General features: G+C 50.6%; 17 protein-coding genes. 12 read left to right on the top strand and 5 right to left on the bottom strand.

Features of this window, described 5'->3' with window-relative positions; genetic code table 11:
* Positions 1 to 8: 8 nt before the first annotated feature.
* The 3 genes from DSM2777_RS02935 to DSM2777_RS23600 all read left to right on the top strand — a co-directional run bounded on the left by DSM2777_RS02935 (position 9) and on the right by DSM2777_RS23600 (position 1,959).
* Entirely contained in the window at positions 9 to 494 is a 486-nt protein-coding gene (locus tag DSM2777_RS02935; RefSeq protein ID WP_061553120.1) for a phage tail protein, read from the top strand.
* Entirely contained in the window at positions 491 to 1,663 is a 1,173-nt protein-coding gene (locus DSM2777_RS02930) for a phage late control D family protein (protein ID WP_061553119.1), read from the top strand. The genes DSM2777_RS02935 and DSM2777_RS02930 overlap by 4 nt, the downstream gene beginning before the upstream one ends.
* A 77-nt stretch (positions 1,664 to 1,740) precedes the next feature.
* Positions 1,741 to 1,959: a DNA-binding transcriptional regulator gene (locus tag DSM2777_RS23600; RefSeq protein WP_071842597.1), complete on the top strand. Its 219-nt coding sequence runs from the start codon at positions 1,741 to 1,743 to the stop codon at positions 1,957 to 1,959.
* Between the two features lie 129 nt (positions 1,960 to 2,088).
* Here DSM2777_RS23600 and rph read toward each other — a convergent pair whose 3' ends face one another.
* The gene (gene rph, locus DSM2777_RS02925; protein WP_043490059.1) at positions 2,089 to 2,805 is read right to left on the bottom strand and encodes a ribonuclease PH; all 717 of its coding nucleotides are present in this window, start codon (positions 2,803 to 2,805) and stop codon (positions 2,089 to 2,091) included.
* Between the two features lie 226 nt (positions 2,806 to 3,031).
* Here rph and DSM2777_RS02920 point away from each other — a divergent pair, with 226 nt between their 5' ends.
* Entirely contained in the window at positions 3,032 to 3,895 is an 864-nt protein-coding gene (locus DSM2777_RS02920) for a YicC/YloC family endoribonuclease (protein ID WP_046457299.1), read from the top strand.
* 73 nt (positions 3,896 to 3,968) lie between these two features.
* Here DSM2777_RS02920 and DSM2777_RS02915 read toward each other — a convergent pair whose 3' ends face one another.
* Together DSM2777_RS02915 and DSM2777_RS02910 are read right to left on the bottom strand one after the other, a co-directional pair.
* Positions 3,969 to 4,436: a DMT family transporter gene (locus tag DSM2777_RS02915; protein ID WP_061553118.1), complete on the bottom strand. Its 468-nt coding sequence runs from the start codon at positions 4,434 to 4,436 to the stop codon at positions 3,969 to 3,971.
* A gap of 2 nt (positions 4,437 to 4,438) precedes the next feature.
* Positions 4,439 to 4,879, bottom strand: coding sequence for a DMT family transporter (locus DSM2777_RS02910; RefSeq protein ID WP_156088323.1), 441 nt, complete (start codon positions 4,877 to 4,879; stop codon positions 4,439 to 4,441).
* A gap of 271 nt (positions 4,880 to 5,150) precedes the next feature.
* Here DSM2777_RS02910 and DSM2777_RS02905 point away from each other — a divergent pair, with 271 nt between their 5' ends.
* The 3 genes from DSM2777_RS02905 to DSM2777_RS02895 all read left to right on the top strand — a co-directional run bounded on the left by DSM2777_RS02905 (position 5,151) and on the right by DSM2777_RS02895 (position 7,913).
* A complete protein-coding gene (locus DSM2777_RS02905; protein ID WP_061553116.1) occupies positions 5,151 to 6,026 on the top strand; it encodes an NAD(P)-dependent oxidoreductase in 876 nt (291 codons plus the stop codon).
* A 136-nt stretch (positions 6,027 to 6,162) separates the two neighbouring features.
* On the top strand, positions 6,163 to 7,095 hold the full coding sequence (locus tag DSM2777_RS02900; RefSeq protein ID WP_061553115.1) for a LysR family transcriptional regulator: 933 nt from the start codon (positions 6,163 to 6,165) through the stop codon (positions 7,093 to 7,095).
* A 200-nt stretch (positions 7,096 to 7,295) separates the two neighbouring features.
* The gene (locus DSM2777_RS02895) at positions 7,296 to 7,913 is read left to right on the top strand and encodes a trimeric intracellular cation channel family protein (RefSeq protein WP_025797260.1); all 618 of its coding nucleotides are present in this window, start codon (positions 7,296 to 7,298) and stop codon (positions 7,911 to 7,913) included.
* Here the strand turns inward: DSM2777_RS02895 and ligB are convergent.
* Positions 7,840 to 9,570 (bottom strand): NAD-dependent DNA ligase LigB, encoded by a 1,731-nt coding sequence (gene ligB / locus DSM2777_RS02890; protein WP_061553114.1) that lies wholly within the window; start codon positions 9,568 to 9,570, stop codon positions 7,840 to 7,842. The genes DSM2777_RS02895 and ligB overlap by 74 nt on opposite strands.
* A gap of 273 nt (positions 9,571 to 9,843) precedes the next feature.
* On the opposite strand from ligB, the gene gmk reads away from it, so the two are divergent.
* The 5 genes from gmk to recG are packed head-to-tail and all read left to right on the top strand — an operon-like array spanning position 9,844 to position 15,697.
* Positions 9,844 to 10,467: a guanylate kinase gene (gmk, locus tag DSM2777_RS02885; RefSeq protein WP_025797264.1), complete on the top strand. Its 624-nt coding sequence runs from the start codon at positions 9,844 to 9,846 to the stop codon at positions 10,465 to 10,467.
* Between the two features lie 54 nt (positions 10,468 to 10,521).
* On the top strand, positions 10,522 to 10,797 hold the full coding sequence (gene rpoZ, locus DSM2777_RS02880; RefSeq protein ID WP_004094076.1) for a DNA-directed RNA polymerase subunit omega: 276 nt from the start codon (positions 10,522 to 10,524) through the stop codon (positions 10,795 to 10,797).
* A 19-nt stretch (positions 10,798 to 10,816) separates the two neighbouring features.
* A complete protein-coding gene (gene spoT, locus DSM2777_RS02875) occupies positions 10,817 to 12,916 on the top strand; it encodes a bifunctional GTP diphosphokinase/guanosine-3',5'-bis pyrophosphate 3'-pyrophosphohydrolase (protein WP_061553113.1) in 2,100 nt (699 codons plus the stop codon).
* A 4-nt stretch (positions 12,917 to 12,920) separates the two neighbouring features.
* On the top strand, positions 12,921 to 13,613 hold the full coding sequence (trmH, locus tag DSM2777_RS02870) for a tRNA (guanosine(18)-2'-O)-methyltransferase TrmH (protein ID WP_071889855.1): 693 nt from the start codon (positions 12,921 to 12,923) through the stop codon (positions 13,611 to 13,613).
* A 2-nt stretch (positions 13,614 to 13,615) separates the two neighbouring features.
* Positions 13,616 to 15,697: an ATP-dependent DNA helicase RecG gene (recG, locus tag DSM2777_RS02865; protein ID WP_061553112.1), complete on the top strand. Its 2,082-nt coding sequence runs from the start codon at positions 13,616 to 13,618 to the stop codon at positions 15,695 to 15,697.
* Between the two features lie 111 nt (positions 15,698 to 15,808).
* Here the strand turns inward: recG and gltS are convergent, their stop codons facing one another.
* A complete protein-coding gene (gltS, locus tag DSM2777_RS02860; RefSeq protein WP_040045251.1) occupies positions 15,809 to 17,023 on the bottom strand; it encodes a sodium/glutamate symporter in 1,215 nt (404 codons plus the stop codon).
* Between the last annotated feature and the right edge of the window lie 136 nt (positions 17,024 to 17,159).

The raw sequence follows: 17,159 nt of genomic DNA, 5'->3' as shown, positions 1-17,159 counted from the left end.
CCCTCACTATGATGTTAACGCTCGGGCTGTTTGTCTTTCAGCTCCAGACATTGCCCTACCAATCATTACAGCAAAGTCTCGATTATCGCTGGCCGTCAAACAGCCGTGTAGGGCAGCGCCCCACTTATCAGTTTTTAGGTGCTGGCGAGGATAAGGTTACTTTGTCGGGCGTGTTACTGCCTGAAATCACCGGCGGCGCGCTGTCTATGCTCACGCTTAAAACGATGGCCGAGCAGGGTAAAGCATGGCCGCTGATTGGTGGCGATGGGGCAATCTATGGCATGTACGTTGTTGCCAGCATGACGCAGACACAAAGCGTCTTTTTTGCCGATGGCAGTGCTCGCAGGATTGAATTTAGCATGACCCTAACCCGTGTCGATGAATCGCTCGGGGCGATGTTTGGCGACCTGCAGCAACAGGCTAATGACTTAGCCAGTCAGGCGGGTGAGATGGCGCAGAAAGCGCAGGATATGGCCGGAGGGTTATTTTCATGATCACCAGTATGCCTATCGCCGCCGGTGCTGATATTACGCCCGCGTTTATGCTCACCCTCGGCGGGGATGATATTACCGACAACCTCAGTAATCGCCTGTTATCACTGACGATGACCGACAATCGCGGATTTGAGGCTGACCAGCTTGATATCGAGCTCGATGACGGCGACGGGCAACTCGCTATGCCTGCTCGCGGCGCGGTGCTGTCACTGTTTCTCGGCTGGAAAGGGTCGGCGCTAATTGGTAAAGGTCAGTTTACCGTTGATGAAATCGAGCATCGAGGCGCGCCGGACACGCTGACCATTCGCGCCCGTAGCGCTGATTTTCGCGGGTCTCTTAATTCCCGCCGTGAGTTGTCTTATCACGACAGCACCCTCGGCGCGGTGGTGAAACAAATAGCCGAGCGCAACCAGCTCGATGCGGTGCTGGCGAAAGGCTTTGCTGAAATTGCGATCCCTCACATCGACCAGTCTCAGGAGAGCGATATTAAATTTCTCACCCGTCTGGCCGAGCGCAACGGTGCTGAGGTGTCAGTCAAAGCGGGCAAACTGTTATTTCTCAAGGCGGGGAACGGTGTGACGGCCAGCGGCAAACCTATCCCGATGATGACTATCGAACGCAGCGATGGCGACCGTCATCAGTTTGCGATTGCTGACCGCAACGCTTACACCGGCGTGACGGCGAGCTGGTTACATACCAAAGACCCGAAGCCGAAAAAAACAAAGGTGAAGCTACAGCGCAAAACTAAGCCTAAACATATGCGCGCTTTACAGCACCCTAAAGCGAAGCCCGCGAAAAAGACAACCGCCAAGGCTGCCAAGCCACAGGAAGAAAAACAGGGCGAGTATCTGGCCGGTGAGTCCGATAACGTGCTGGCGATAACGACAATCTACTCGACCAAAGCACAGGCGATGCGAGCCGCACAATCCAAGTGGGACAAACTGCAACGCGGCGTAGCGGAGTTTTCTATTAATCTCGCCATGGGGCGTGCCGATTTATATCCAGAAACACCGGTGACGGTGAAAGGGTTTAAGGCCGTCATAGACCAGCAGGCATGGACGATCACTAAAGTGACCCACACCCTCGGCGATGGTGGCTACACGACGGCGCTAGAGCTTGAGGTTAAGCTGTCTAACGTTGAGTATGAGGAAGGAAAACAAGATGAATAAATATACACAATTCATTGTTTTAAAAGGATAAAAACACTAAAATTGCTGTATCGAATCTAGCCATTGAGGTGATTAAAATGTTTCATTGTCCACTCTGTAAAAATGCCGCTCATGCCCGTTCTAGTCGCTATATAACCGACAATACAAAAGAGCGTTATCACCAGTGCCAGAACATAAATTGCGGTCATACGTTTAAGACAATGGAAACATTCGAAAGCTCGATCATGCTGCCGGGAACGGTTATCCCCGCGATGCCACACCCGGAACGAAACGGACAACAAACCCTCTGGATGTAAAAACAGAAAAGCCCCGAATATCGGGGCTTTTTGTCGATGTGGTCAATGTGTGGACATTGAAAGAAATAAATCCTTTTATTTCATAATGTTAGCTGCATACAAAGGCGACTAACAAGTCGCCTAAAACAATTAATTTTCCAACGCCGCTTTCTGCGCTTGGATAATTTCCTCTATCCCGCCTCTGGCGAGTGCCAGTAGCTGGAGCAGTTCTTCATGGCTGAAAGGTTCGCCTTCTGCGGTGCCCTGCACCTCAATCATGCGACCATCTTCCAACATCACAACGTTCATATCGGTTTCTGCAGCAGAATCTTCAACATATTCCAGATCGCATACTGCCTGACCATCGACGATACCCACAGACACCGCGGCAACCATCCCCTTCATCGGGTTAGCTTTCAGTTTACCGGCAGCAACTAAGGCATTCAGCGCATCAGCTAATGCCACGCAGGCACCGGTAATCGATGCTGTACGAGTACCACCGTCGGCTTGAATGACGTCGCAGTCGAGCGTAATGGTAAACTCACCCAACTTTTTCAGGTCAACCGCAGCACGTAGAGAGCGCGCAATCAGACGCTGAATTTCCATGGTACGACCGCCCTGCTTACCTTTGGCCGCTTCACGCGCCATACGGCTATGGGTGGAACGTGGCAACATGCCATACTCAGCCGTGACCCAGCCCTGTCCCTGACCTTTTAGAAAGCGCGGAACTCCTTCCTCAACGGTGGCGTTGCACAACACTTTAGTTTCACCAAACTCCACCAGCACAGACCCTTCAGCGTGTTTAGTGTAATTACGGGTCAGTTTTAACGGGCGGATTTGTTCGGCAGTTCGGCCTTCTGGACGCATAAGCTTGTCTCCGGCTAGCATTCATATTTATTTCAATGTGGCTGCGCATTATACCCAAATTAATTTCAGTTGCAGCAAGCCCGCCAACGAAAGGCTATTGATAAAGACATCAGCCACCTCTTCTCATCAACCAAAAGCGATATGCCATGTTCGTGAGCTTATGCCTATCATGGCAGGCGGTGCGGGGCTATAATCCTGACATCATTCATTTTTACAGGTACGCAAAATGATCCGCAGCATGACAGCCTACGCCCGCCGTGAAATTAAAGGCAACTGGGGCAGCGCAGCTTGGGAGCTACGCTCCGTTAACCAGCGCTATCTTGAGACCTATATTCGCCTGCCGGAACAGTTCCGCAGCCTAGAGCCTGTGGTGCGTGAAAGACTGCGTACGCGTTTAACTCGCGGGAAAATCGAATGTAACCTGCGTTTTGAGCTCGACCCAAGCGCACAAAGCTCCATGATCCTGAACGAAAAACTGGCAAAGCAGCTGGTTGAAGCCGCCAACTGGGTCAAAATGCAAAGCGACGAAGGTGAAATTAATCCACTGGAAGTTCTGCGCTGGCCGGGCGTGATGTCTGCCGCCGAACAAGATCTGGACGTTATCAGCACCGAGCTGATGGCCGCACTGGAATCTGCGATTGATGACTTTATCGATGCCCGCGAACGCGAAGGTAATGCTCTTAAAGCGATGATCGAGCAGCGTTTGGAAGGCGTATCAACTGAAGTAGCTAAAGTTCGTCAGCAAATGCCTGAGATCCTACAGTGGCAGCGCGAACGTTTGGTTAGCAAGCTAGAAGAAGCTCAGGTTCAATTGGAAAATAACCGCCTTGAACAAGAGCTGGTTCTGATGGCGCAGCGCGTTGACGTTGCAGAAGAGTTGGATCGCCTCGAAGCCCACGTCAAAGAAACCTATGTGATTCTTAAAAAGAAAGAAGCCGTAGGCCGCCGTCTCGACTTCATGATGCAAGAATTCAATCGTGAATCGAATACTTTGGCATCTAAGTCTATCAACGCCGACGTCACCGCATCCGCTATCGAACTGAAAGTATTGATCGAACAGATGCGCGAACAGATTCAGAACATCGAGTAATTTTCTACTCAGCTTCAACAAACAAAAGCCCGGTTCTACCATCGTAGAGCCGGGCTTTTTATCGCTCAAACCATCACTTTGTGGATTGTTCTTCTGCTTGGTTACTACGATAAATCAATACCAGCGCTAAGGCTAAGCAAACTAAAGCGGCCATACGGCTGCTGGAAAAGCCTATTGCCTGATTGCCAAACCATCCAAAAGTATCAATCATCATTCCCATCGACAGTTGCCCGCAAATCACCGCCACCGTAGCCGTCGCAACGCCAATTTTCGGTACCGATGCCACCATCACTAACATATAAAACATGCCAAACAATGCTCCGGCCAGTTGCCATTTAGGTACGGTAAGCAAGGTCTGAGAATGTGTGGGCTCGAAGAAGAGAATCAGCAATCCACTAAAAACTGCGCCGACGACAAACGTCAGTTGGCTGCTGCGTATCACACCCACGCTTTCACCGAGGCGGCCATTGATAGCGGCCTGCATGCTTAGAACTGCACCAACCAAAACGACCAGCGCCAACATTATGATATGTCCCATCATCGTTACGCCCCCTCAGCGATAAGAATTAAAGCCGCGACAATCAGCGCTAATGCAAACAGGCGCTGCACACCCACGCGCTTACGCGAGATCCCAAACCAACCAAAATGGTCGATTAATAAACTTTTTGCGACCTGACCCGACAGAATGGCAATCATCGTCATGGCAACACCAATCACCGGCGTCGCCAGCGTCAACATAATGACGTATAGAGGCCCCAGAAGACCGCCCGTAAGTTGCCAACGAGGAAGCGAACTGAAAGAGCGGTGCTCAGCCGGCTTTCCGGTTAATAACGAGATAAGAAACAGTAAGGCTGCGCCAACGCCAAATATGCTCAACGTCGCCCATAAATGCCCCACCTCCTCGCCGAGTGGCCCAAGCAATCCGGCTTCAACCGAAAGCCCCATACCCGCCATAATGACCAATGGAATATAGGCGCCGTTCATTGAGCCTGAATGAGCTGTTTTACGTCGCTCTGGCTGTGTCATCTATTACTCACTCCGCATCATTCAAGCGATTCGCGAAAAGCCGCTAAATCCGATGGCGAGCATTATCAATCACCTTCATCTTTCGAAAAACAGCATGAGTCGCTAAACAGTTTTGCGGATTACGCACAGCATGAAGTGCTTTGACTCATCTTTCCTGAGACTCTACGGTGGAGATACAGAGATAGCCGGGACCTGCAATCACACCGCAGACAATAACGAGGAGTAACGCATGAAAATCGCTTTTCTTGGATTGGGCTCTATGGGCCAGCCTATGGCGCATAACCTGCTAAAAGCAGGCTATGAAATCGCTGTATGGAACCGTAGCCCAGCCGCAGCAACCCCACTTGTTAACGATGGCGCAAGGCTTTGCCAACGCCCTGCTGATATCGCAGGAAGTGAGGTTGTTATTTCAATGCTAGCCGACGATGCGATTACCCATGATGTAATGATCGTTCAGGGCGCATTAGATTCGTTAGCAGCAGGGGCTGTCTATATCAATATGGCAACGGTTTCTAATGACCTCACGCGTAAGATGGCAAGCTACTGCTCAGAAAAAGGTATTCATTACATTGCGGCGCCGGTATTAGGGCGAGTCGACGTTGCGGCCGCAGGAAATTTAAATATTCTGACAGCCGGAGAACCCGATCAACTCCGTCGCGTACAGCCTGTATTCGATGTATTAGGCCAAAAAACCTGGCACTTCGGTGACAATCCTGAGCAGGCCAGCACGGTGAAACTCGCAGCAAACTTCATGCTGGCTACCGTCATTGAATCCGTTGGGGAATCCGCAGCCTTAGTTAAAGCGCACGGCATTGAGCCTAAAGACTTTATCAATATGCTGACCAGCACGCTGTTTTCAGCTCCGGTATACAAAAACTATGGTGGCATGATCGCTGAAGAACGCTATACCCCCGCAGGCTTCAAGCTAACGCTCGGTTTGAAAGATGTTCGCTTGGCACAACAGGCAGCCGAAGAGAAAAACGTTCCCATGCCGTTCGCTAGCGTATTAAGAGATAACTTCATTGATGCTATCGCTCAAGGCGACGGCAATCTTGACTGGTCAGCGTTGGCCAATGTCTCCGCCCGCCGCAGTGGTTTAAAGTAGTTCAACGTAAAACCTTGATAGCGTCGTCGTACCGACCCTCTCCGCTAAGGAGAGGGAAACTGTCTGAATCGCCCACTAGCAAAACCTTTCACAAAAACGCACCATAGATAAAACCTCTTTGCGGAATATGCACAGCATGCAAGCGTTCAATGAACTCAACATAAAAGCACTACGATTGTTTGTTGCCGTCCTCGATCACGGCAGTTTTTCAGAGGTTGCCCGCAGAGAAGGCGTTGCGCCATCGTCTATTTCACGCCAAATGCAGCTAATGGAACAAGCGCTTAATCAACAGCTCTTGTACCGCCACACCCGCGCGGTGACCGCAACGGAAAGCGGTCGGCTTTTGGCAACATACGCACGGCGAGTCCTTGAACAACTCGAGGAAGCCGAGCAAGCGTTGCAGGAAAAGAAGCTTGAGCCCGCAGGGCTTGTGCGCATCAACGCCCCAGTGGTGTTTGGCCGATTACATATCGCGCCCTATATTCCTGAACTCTGCCGAAAATATCCCAAGCTTTGCGTTGAACTGGTGCAAACAGATAATTTTGTCGATCCAATGCAAGATGCATCTGACCTCCTGTTTCGTATCGGTATTTTGTCAGACTCCAATCTGCAAGGCAGAGTGCTAGCCCAGCAAAACTATCGCATCGCCGCGAGTCCGGAATACTTACATCGCTTTGGGATCCCGACCACGCCGGAAGAGTTAGCGCATCATAACTGCATCGTATTTAAAGGTTTTGCTGGCGCGCAGAGATGGTTTTTCCACATGAATAATCAATGGGTTCCCTATAGTCTGCAGGGTTCCCTCACCGGAAACAATGCCGATTCACTGTTAGATGCAGCGATCCAAGGTTTAGGGATCGTAGTATTCCCAACATGGCTATTAGGAGATGCATTACAAGATGGTCGTCTGGTGAGTTTGATGGAGAAATATCCTGTATCCACGAGGCTAGAGCCCCAGCAGCTAGCGGCTCTCTATCCGCAGAGCCGACGACTTCCGCTTAAGGTGCGCGTTGTCATCGATTTCTTTGTCCAGAAATTTGGAACACCGGCTTATTGGGATAATGTTTGATTTTCGAATTATAAATTCTTATCCATTATTAATATTTAAAATAAAATAAAGCCTATATATTCAGCATTAAGATCACTTTTTGACATAGCGGTATTAATTCGAAACCCAACCCTTTAGAAAAACTCAGTCGAGATAGTCACCGCAAGTCACTACTCTGCATGCTCTGTTATCTCATTTCAGCTCTAAAAGGTTGTTGGGTCATGTTACTGAGTATTCTTTATATTGTTGGGATCACTGCTGAAGCCATGACCGGCGCACTCGCCGCTGGCCGCCGTCAAATGGATATGTTTGGCGTTATTATCATTGCTTCTGCCACAGCCATTGGCGGCGGCTCTGTACGTGACATGCTGCTAGGCCACTATCCTTTGAGCTGGGTTAAACATCCTGAAAACATCGTTATTGTTGCCGTTGCCGCCATTGTCACAACGTGGGCTGCACCGTTAATGACGCATCTACGTAAACTCTTTTTAGTTTTAGATGCCGTTGGGCTCGTCGTATTTTCGATTATCGGTGCTCAGGTCGCATTAGAGATGGGACATGGACCGATCATCGCGTCTATTGCTGCCGTTGTAACCGGCGTCTTTGGTGGCGTCCTACGTGACCTCTTCTGTAATCGCATCCCGTTAGTGTTTCAAAAAGAGCTGTATGCGGGGATCTCTTTTGCCGCCGCATGGCTTTATATGGGATTGCTTTATTTCTCTATCCCACAAGATCTCACGGTGATGATTACGCTATTTGCTGGCTTCACGGCACGCTTACTGGCGCTGCGCTTTCGCTTGGGTCTGCCCGTTTTTGACTACCAGCAGCCCGATCACTAATAGATAATTGATTAAAGGCAGCAACGCCCTGCTGCCTTAATCGCTCTACAAGTTCAAGCCACTCAGCGTTATGCCAGATCCGCTGATATTGTTTTTCTTGAACCGGTGAAAAGTGGCAAGCGATGATTGCTAAGCCACAGTTGGCTACCGTATTTGGCATCCCCAACGCTTTCAGCCACGTTATTGTTGGCGCCGCTTTAGCTTTTTCGAGATCGCCGCTAAACGTGCGTGCTCGATTTACACCGACGCCCGTCTTGATTAAATCAGCCTCCGTCAGCCGAAAAATAGCATCCATGTCAGATAACAATCCGTGCTGCGCCAATTCTCGCCAGAAAGCCTCCCCAACACCTGAAACGCCCAAGGTTTGAACCATCCACACTACGCGTGCAACAAACTGCTGCTCACAGTCTGGCGTGTAGTGCCAACAGCTTAATGAATGGTATTTATTTTGGTCAGGCGCATTGATGATGACTCTGTCAGGGCTACGCCAAATCACCTTTTCTAAATGAGGAACGCCTTGCCCTGCCAACACGACCGAAATTTGATCATGGGGTTGAACATCCCACTGCCGCCAACGCATCACAGAACCTAAGCTCAGACGGCTAACACGCTTATCATCAACCATCACAGGATCGATCAGCAGGATGGCATTGATTCTCCCACTGCGCCCAATACTGAACTGCACGTCTTTGACTTCTGCAACTTGGGATTTCAGGGGATATTTCCAGGCTACGGCCCATCCGGGCGGCGACGGCTGCCACAACGATGCTGCGGGCTGTTGATCCATATGCAACACCACGCCATCGGTAACAAAAGGCAAAGCGTGTTGATACCAATAGTCGCGCCAGTGCTCAACGGCACCGATATCTGCCACCGCATTGGTATATTGCTCTGCCAGTGGAAACCCCAACTGCGTCAATGTGTTTAACCTTTGCCGCATATTATCCGCGCCGTCGGGGTATCCCCAGATGAAAACATTAAGCTGCGCGGCGGTGTCAGGAGGTAAAATTTTTAGCCTCATCGCCCCTGCTACTTTTGCTCGAGCATTGATCCCGCCGTCTCTTTTTTGTTGATGATCGGTCACCTTCAGGAATAGCTCCCCTTGCAACACAACATCGGCGCTTTCATCGGTAATCTTTTTAGGGATGGCCGCAATCGCCATCGCGGCCTTGGTCCAATCTTGTCCCTTCAGACCATCGCCACGGCTGATCATATTGACTAAGCGCCCACGCTGGTAATGCAGCGTAATTGCCACGCCATCAATTTTCGGCTGCACCCAAACGCCTTTTTTGCCTTGTAACCATCCCTGCACCGCAGCCGCATTTTCTAACTTATTCAGCCCAGTGTGGGCCACGGGATGACGAAGTGTATTACCTAAACTACGTGGTTCAAGCGCCGCTGGGTTTGAATTTACTTGGGAAAAGCAGTGCTTCCACGTTTTCAACCGCTGGGCCATTTGGTCATATATCTCGTCAGGTACCGACGATGAGCCCTGTAGAAAATAGTCTTCATCCCACTTGGCGATCTGCTTTTGCAATGCGCCGATCTCACGAACCCCGCGTTCGTTTGTCCATTGTGGACACAGAGGATAAGCCCAACCTCGGTTAAAACCGGAAACAAACCACACGAGTAGCGCAATCCATATTTTCCATGCCATATGACACCTCCTGTTTACAGCCATTAAAACGCAAGCAGGACAGTATTCCAGCGGTCTTGCTGGCCTTTGCGAAACGGATTCATCACAGATTTAATAGCCGACACAAGGTTGCACTTTTTTTTGCAAACAGGCTCGCAATGAACAGAGATGACAAATAAATTCACGCCGTAGACTGAAAGTGGGCGCTGCATCACGGCGAGTAGCCGTGTATACTACGGGGAGTTGTATCTTTCTTTTGTTCTTTTAACACGAACGACATCAATAAGACCCACTATGGTTCAAGGCACGCTATATATTGTTTCCGCGCCAAGCGGGGCAGGAAAATCCAGCCTGATTCAGGCATTGCTGAAAACTCAGCCGTTGTACGATACGCAGGTTTCGATTTCGCACACCACTCGTGCCAAACGTCCTGGCGAAAATCACGGCGAGCATTACTTTTTCGTCTCTCATGACGAATTCCGCCAGATGATTGGGGAAGATGCCTTCCTTGAACATGCGGAAGTATTTGGCAACTATTACGGCACATCGCGTAAAGCGATTGAGCAGATTTTGTCGACCGGCGTGGATGTCTTCCTTGATATCGACTGGCAGGGCGCACAACAAATTCGTAAGAAGATGCCGCAGGCACGCAGCATTTTTATTCTGCCACCATCGAAAGATGAGTTAGGTCGCCGCTTACGCGGTCGTGGCCAGGATAGCGAAGAAGTCATCGCCAAACGCATGGCGCAAGCCGTTGCCGAGATGACGCACTATGCCGAATATGATTACCTCATCGTGAATGATGATTTTGATTTGGCACTGTCCGATCTCAAAACCATTATCCGCGCTGAACGCCTGCGTTTAGGTCGCCAGAAAATGCGACATGACGCGTTAATAACCAAATTGTTGGCAGACTGAAGACTCTTTCAGTATCATGCCCAGTCATTTCTTCACCTGTGGAGTAGCACATTTATGGCACGCGTAACTGTTCAAGACGCTGTAGAGAAAATTGGTAACCGTTTTGACCTGGTGTTGGTCGCTGCTCGTCGGGCACGCCAAATGCAATCTGGCGGCAAAGATCCGTTAGTACCAGAAGAAAACGATAAGTACACCGTTATCGCCCTGCGCGAAATCGAAGAAGGTCTGATCAACAACCAGATCCTCGACGTACGTGAGCGCCAGGAACAGCAAGAGCAAGAAGCCGCAGAAATTCAAGCGGTGACTGCGATTGCTGAAGGCCGTCGTTAATTAACACGAAGAGCTGCCTTTGTATCTGTTTGAAAGCCTGAATCTGCTGATTCAAAAATACCTGCCAGAAGAGCAGATTAAGCTCCTTAAACAGGCATACCTCGTCGCGCGCGATGCGCACGAGGGACAGACACGCTCCAGCGGTGAGCCCTACATAACTCACCCGGTCGCGGTAGCCTGCATTCTTGCAGAAATGCGCCTCGACTATGAAACCTTGATGGCGGCGTTATTACACGACGTCATTGAGGACACGCCCGCTACCTATCAAGATATGGAACAACTGTTTGGCAAAAGCGTTGCCGAACTGGTTGAGGGTGTGTCAAAGCTGGATAAGCTGAAATTCCGTGACAAGAAAGAAGCTCAGGCAGAAAACTTCCGTAAAATGATCATGGCGATGGTGCAGGACATCCGCGTGATCTTGATTAAACTCGCCGACCGCACGCACAACATGCGTACGCTGGGTTCTTTGCGCCCAGATAAACGTCGCCGCATTGCGCGTGAAACGCTGGAAATCTATAGCCCTCTGGCACATCGTTTAGGTATCCATCACCTAAAAACGGAGCTTGAAGAGCTGGGTTTTGAAGCCCTTTATCCAAACCGCTATCGCGTTATCAAAGAAGTGGTGAAAGCCGCTCGTGGTAATCGTAAAGAGATGATTCAGAAGATTCTTTCTGAGATTGAAGGTCGTCTTACCGAAGCGGGGATTGAGTGCCATGTTAACGGTCGAGAAAAACATCTGTACTCGATTTATCGCAAGATGCATCTCAAAGAGCAGCGGTTTCACTCCATTATGGACATCTACGCTTTCCGCGTGATCGTCAAGGATGTGGATACCTGCTACCGCGTTTTAGGTCAGGCGCACAGCTTGTATAAGCCGCGTCCGGGCCGCGTTAAAGACTATATTGCCATTCCTAAAGCCAACGGATATCAATCGCTGCATACCTCGCTGATTGGTCCGCACGGTGTTCCTGTCGAAGTGCAAATTCGCACTGAAGACATGGACCAAATGGCAGAGATGGGTGTTGCTGCTCACTGGGCTTATAAAGAAGGCGAATCCAGCACCACGGCGCAAATCCGTGCACAACGCTGGATGCAAAGCCTGCTCGAACTGCAACAAAGCGCAGGTAGTTCCTTCGAGTTCATCGAGAGCGTTAAGTCCGATCTGTTCCCAGACGAAATTTATGTGTTCACGCCGGAAGGTCGCATTGTCGAACTGCCAGCGGGAGCAACGCCGGTCGATTTTGCTTACGCGGTACACACCGACATCGGCCACGCCTGCGTAGGCGCACGCGTCGATAGACAGCCATATCCACTGTCTCAAGCGCTGCACAGCGGGCAAAACGTTGAAATCATTACTGCACCGGGCGCTCGCCCAAATGCTGCATGGCTGAACTTCGTCGTCAGCTCCAAAGCTCGCGCCAAAATCCGCCAGATGTTGAAAAACCTCAAGCGCGATGATTCCGTAAGCCTTGGACGTCGTCTGTTAAATCACGCGCTCGGCAACGGACGTAAGCTGTCTGACCTGCCTCCAGAGAATATTCAGCGCGAATTAGATCGCATGAAACTCCATTCGATGGATGACCTGTTGGCCGAAGTCGGCCTAGGCAATGCCATGAGCGTAGTGGTAGCGAAAAATCTGCTCGGCGAGCCGCAGCAGAGCAGCTCAAGCTCAGGCCGTAAGCTGCCGATCAAAGGTGCCGACGGCGTGCTGCTCACCTTTGCCAAATGTTGCCGTCCAATTCCCGGTGACCCGATTATTGCGCACGTGAGCCCGGGTAAAGGCCTGGTCATTCATCACGAGTCTTGCCGCAATATTCGTGGCTATCAAAAAGAGCCAGAGAAGTTTATGGCCGTGGAATGGGATAAAGACATCGAGCAGGAATTCATTGCTGAAATCAAAGTGGATATGTTTAACCATCAGGGCGCACTGGCGAATCTGACGGCTGCAATCAATGCCACCGCATCAAATATTCAAAGCATGAATACCGAAGAGAAAGATGGCCGGGTATACAGCGCCTTCATCCGCCTGACCACCCGCGATCGCGTCCATCTGGCGAATATCATGCGTAAAATTCGTATCATGCCGGATGTGATTAAAGTTAACCGCAACCGAAACTAATTCTATGACTCCTCAACGCTATGCGCGGATTTGTCAGATGCTTGCCACCCGACAGCCGGATCTTACCGTCTGTATGGAGCAAGTACACAAACCGCATAACGTTTCAGCCGTTATCCGCACGGCTGACGCCGTGGGTGTGCATCAAGTCCATGCCGTATGGCCAGGAAAAAGCATGCGCACCATGGTCTCTACCGCAGCAGGCAGCAACAGCTGGGTATCCGTAAAAACGCATCCAGATATCTCTTCAGCGGTTTCGACGTTAAAGTCTGAAGGCATGCAAATTCTGGCAACGAATCTCTCCAGCACCGCCGTTGATTTCCGTGAAATAGACTACACGCGCCCGACCTGCATTTTGATGGGGCAAGAGAAACACGGGATCACGGCTGAAGCTCTCGCTTTGGCCGATCAAGACATTATCATTCCCATGATCGGCATGGTTCAGTCACTCAATGTTTCAGTGGCTTCGGCGCTTATTTTGTATGAAGCACAGCGCCAGCGCCAAAATGCTGGCATGTATCAACGCGAACAGAGCCCGCTGAGCGAAGAAGACCAACAGCGTTTACTGTGGGAAGGTGGATATCCCGTGTTGGCCAACGTTGCCAAACGCAAGAAGCTGCCGCGCCCACGTATCGATAACGAAGGGCAAATCGATGCCCCTCAAGCATGGTGGGATGCCATGCAGTCAACGAAAGGCTAACGATGAAAGGCCGCTTGCTGGATGCTATCGCATTAACTTCTTTAGCCGGCGTTGGCGCCAGCCAAGCAGGTAAACTCGCCAAAATTGGTCTGGAGAATATCCAAGATCTGCTGCTGCATCTGCCTTTGCGCTATGAAGACCGCACACGTCTGTACGCTATTAACGATCTTCTACCCGGTATTTTTGCGACCGTAGAAGGCGAAGTGCTGCGCACCGATATCAGCTTTGGTCGGCGCCGTATGATGACCAGCCAGATTAGCGATGGCACCGGTATGCTGACGATGCGCTTCTTCAACTTTAACGCTGCGATGAAGAATAGCCTGTCTGCCGGTAAGCATGTTTTAGCCTACGGCGAAATCAAACGCGGTAACTTAGGCGCAGAGATTATCCATCCTGAATATAAAATTCAGGGTGAAACCGAGAACGTTGAGCTGCAAGAAGCTCTTACGCCGGTTTATCCCACTACCGAAGGCATTCGTCAGGCAACGTTGCGTAAGCTGACCGACCAAGCATTAGCCTTGCTCGACACGGTGCCCATAGCAGAACTATTGCCCGATGAACTGCGCCAAGGGTTAATGAGCCTGCCAGATGCATTGCGTATGCTGCATCGCCCACCGCCAAATATGCAGCTTGCCGATCTAGAGCATGGTAAACATCCCGCTCAGCGTCGTTTAATTTTAGAAGAACTGCTGGCTCATAACCTCAGCATGCTTGCAGTACGAGCCGGAGCGCAAAGCCATAAAGCGCTGCCGCTCTCTGCTGATGATCGTCTCAAAAACCAGATGTTGGCCTCTTTGCCCTTTAAACCAACGGGCGCACAAGAGCGCGTAGTCGCTGATATTGAAGCCGATATGGCGAAGCCCGTCCCTATGATGCGTTTGGTTCAAGGCGATGTGGGATCGGGTAAAACCTTAGTTGCCGCACTTGCCGCGCTGCGAACGATTGCGCATGGCAAACAGGTCGCCTTAATGGCCCCCACCGAACTGCTTGCCGAGCAGCATGCCAATAACTTTCGCCAGTGGTTTGAACCGCTAGGATTGAAAGTGGGCTGGCTGGCTGGCAAACAGAAGGGCAAAGCGCGTCAGACACAGATGGAAGCTATTGCCAGTGGCGAAGTCGATATGATCGTGGGCACACACGCTATTTTCCAAGATCAGGTGCAATTCTCTGGTTTGGCGCTGGTTATCATTGATGAACAACATCGATTTGGTGTGCATCAACGTCTTGCCCTATGGGAAAAAGGCGAAGAACAAGGTTTTCATCCTCATCAGTTAATTATGACTGCGACCCCTATTCCGCGCACGCTGGCGATGACCGCCTATGCCGATCTCGATACGTCGGTTATTGATGAGCTTCCGCCTGGAAGAACGCCGGTGACTACCGTTGCCATTCCAGACTCACGCCGCGCCGATGTCATTGAGCGCGTTAAAAATGCCTGTTTAAAAGAGGGCCGACAGGCTTATTGGGTCTGCACGCTGATTGAAGAATCAGAGATGCTGGAGGCTCAGGCCGCCGAGGCTACCGCAGAAGAGCTCAAGCTACTTCTACCTGAAATTAAGGTCGCGTTAGTACATGGGCGTATGAAAGCGGCGGAAAAACAGGAAGTGATGCGGGCATTTAAGGCAGGTGAAACTCAGTTGCTGGTCGCCACTACCGTAATCGAAGTTGGCGTTGACGTGCCTAACGCCAGCCTGATGATCATTGAAAACCCTGAGCGATTGGGTTTGGCACAGTTACATCAGCTGCGTGGCCGCGTCGGGCGCGGTGCCGTAGCGTCGCACTGTGTTCTGCTCTATAAAACACCGCTGAGCCAAACCGCACAAAAACGGCTACAGGTATTACGTGATAGCAATGATGGCTTCGTGATTGCTCAACGAGACTTAGAAATCCGAGGCCCCGGTGAGTTATTAGGGACAAAGCAGACCGGCAGCGCAGAATTCAAGGTGGCCGACCTACTACGCGATCAGGCGCTTATCCCTGAAGTTCAGCGCATCGCACGCCATATTCATCAAAACTACCCAGAACATGCGCAGGCACTTATCGAGCGCTGGTTGCCTGAGCGCAGCCGATATACCAACGCATAATCTCGAGTAAAGCCCCCTCCCAGCCTCCCCATTCTCACGGAGAGTCACCAAACGGTTCCCTCCCCTGCGAAGGGGAGGGTTGGGTTGGGATCAGATCGCGATAACCGAAAACTACCCCATCACCGCAGGAAATACCGGCAGCATCAGGTATAGCTTGATCACAATCGCATTAACGATATCGATAAAGAACGCACCGACCATAGGTACTACGAGGAAAGCCAAATGCGACGGACCAAAACGATCGGTAATGGCCTGCATGTTAGCAATCGCCGTTGGCGTTGCGCCTAAGCCAAAACCACAATGGCCTGCGGCGAGCACCGCTGCATCGTAGTTTTTGCCCATAATTCGGTAGGTAACAAAAATAGCGTACAGCGCCATCACCAAGGTTTGAACCAGCAAAATGGCCAACATAGGCAACGCCAGAGAAGCAAGCTCCCACAGTTTCAGGCTCATCAACGCCATCGCCAAGAACAGCGACAAACTCACGTTCCCGAGAACCGATACCGCACGCTCAAACACCCGATAGAAACCGACCGCATGCATCGTATTGCTCAGTACAACCCCCACGAACAACACGCAGACAAACGTTGGCAGCTCGAATGTTGTCCCGCGTAGGAAATCAGCGATGACATGACCTACGGTTAAACAGATCGCAATCAAAGCCAGCGTTTCAATTAACACCAGCGACGTGATCATTCGGCCGCTATAGGGTTTTTCAAACGCGGTGGGGACTTCAGTGTCGTCCGGCGTTCCGTTGGGCGTAGACGAATGCTTCACCAAGTAACGAGCCACTGGCCCGCCAATCAACCCACCGAGCACCAAGCCAAAAGTGGCACATGCCATGGCCACTTCGGTGGCATTTTCAAATCCGTAGCGTTCGCTGAAAACTTTACTCCACGCCGCGCCCGTACCGTGTCCACCAGACAACGTAATGGAGCCCGCTAATAGCCCCATCAGAGGATCAAGCCCCAGCATTTTCGCCATCCCAATACCAATGGCGTTTTGTACCAGCAGTAATCCCACAACCACAAAAACAAAAATGCTTAACGCTTTACCGCCTTTTTTTAAACTCGCTAAGTTTGCGTTAAGGCCGATGGTGGCAAAAAAGGCGAGCATCAGCGGATCTTTGAGGGACATATCAAAACTGACCTCAAAGCCAGTGGTTTGCTTAAGCAACAGGAAACCGAGCGCCACCAGCAAACCGCCAGCAACGGGTTCAGGAATAGTGTATTTCGTGAGGAAAGGGATTTTTTGTACCATTTGGCGCCCGAGCAGAAGCACCAAGGTCGCCGCGACTAGCGTACCGTATACGTCCAGATGAATCATCTTATTACTCCATGTAATAATTGTATTTATTTCAAATAATTATAATTTTCTCTCTGTTATCTAAAAATGATAAACGCTTAATTAGAAAGCAAAACCTAACTCTTGGGCAAGTTTCTTTAGCAAAAAATGCGATCCC

Origin of the sequence: Obesumbacterium proteus, from assembly GCF_001586165.1 — a bacterium.
Classification (GTDB): domain Bacteria; phylum Pseudomonadota; class Gammaproteobacteria; order Enterobacterales; family Enterobacteriaceae; genus Hafnia; species Hafnia protea.
This window is presented reverse-complemented; position numbering and strand designations above follow the sequence as displayed.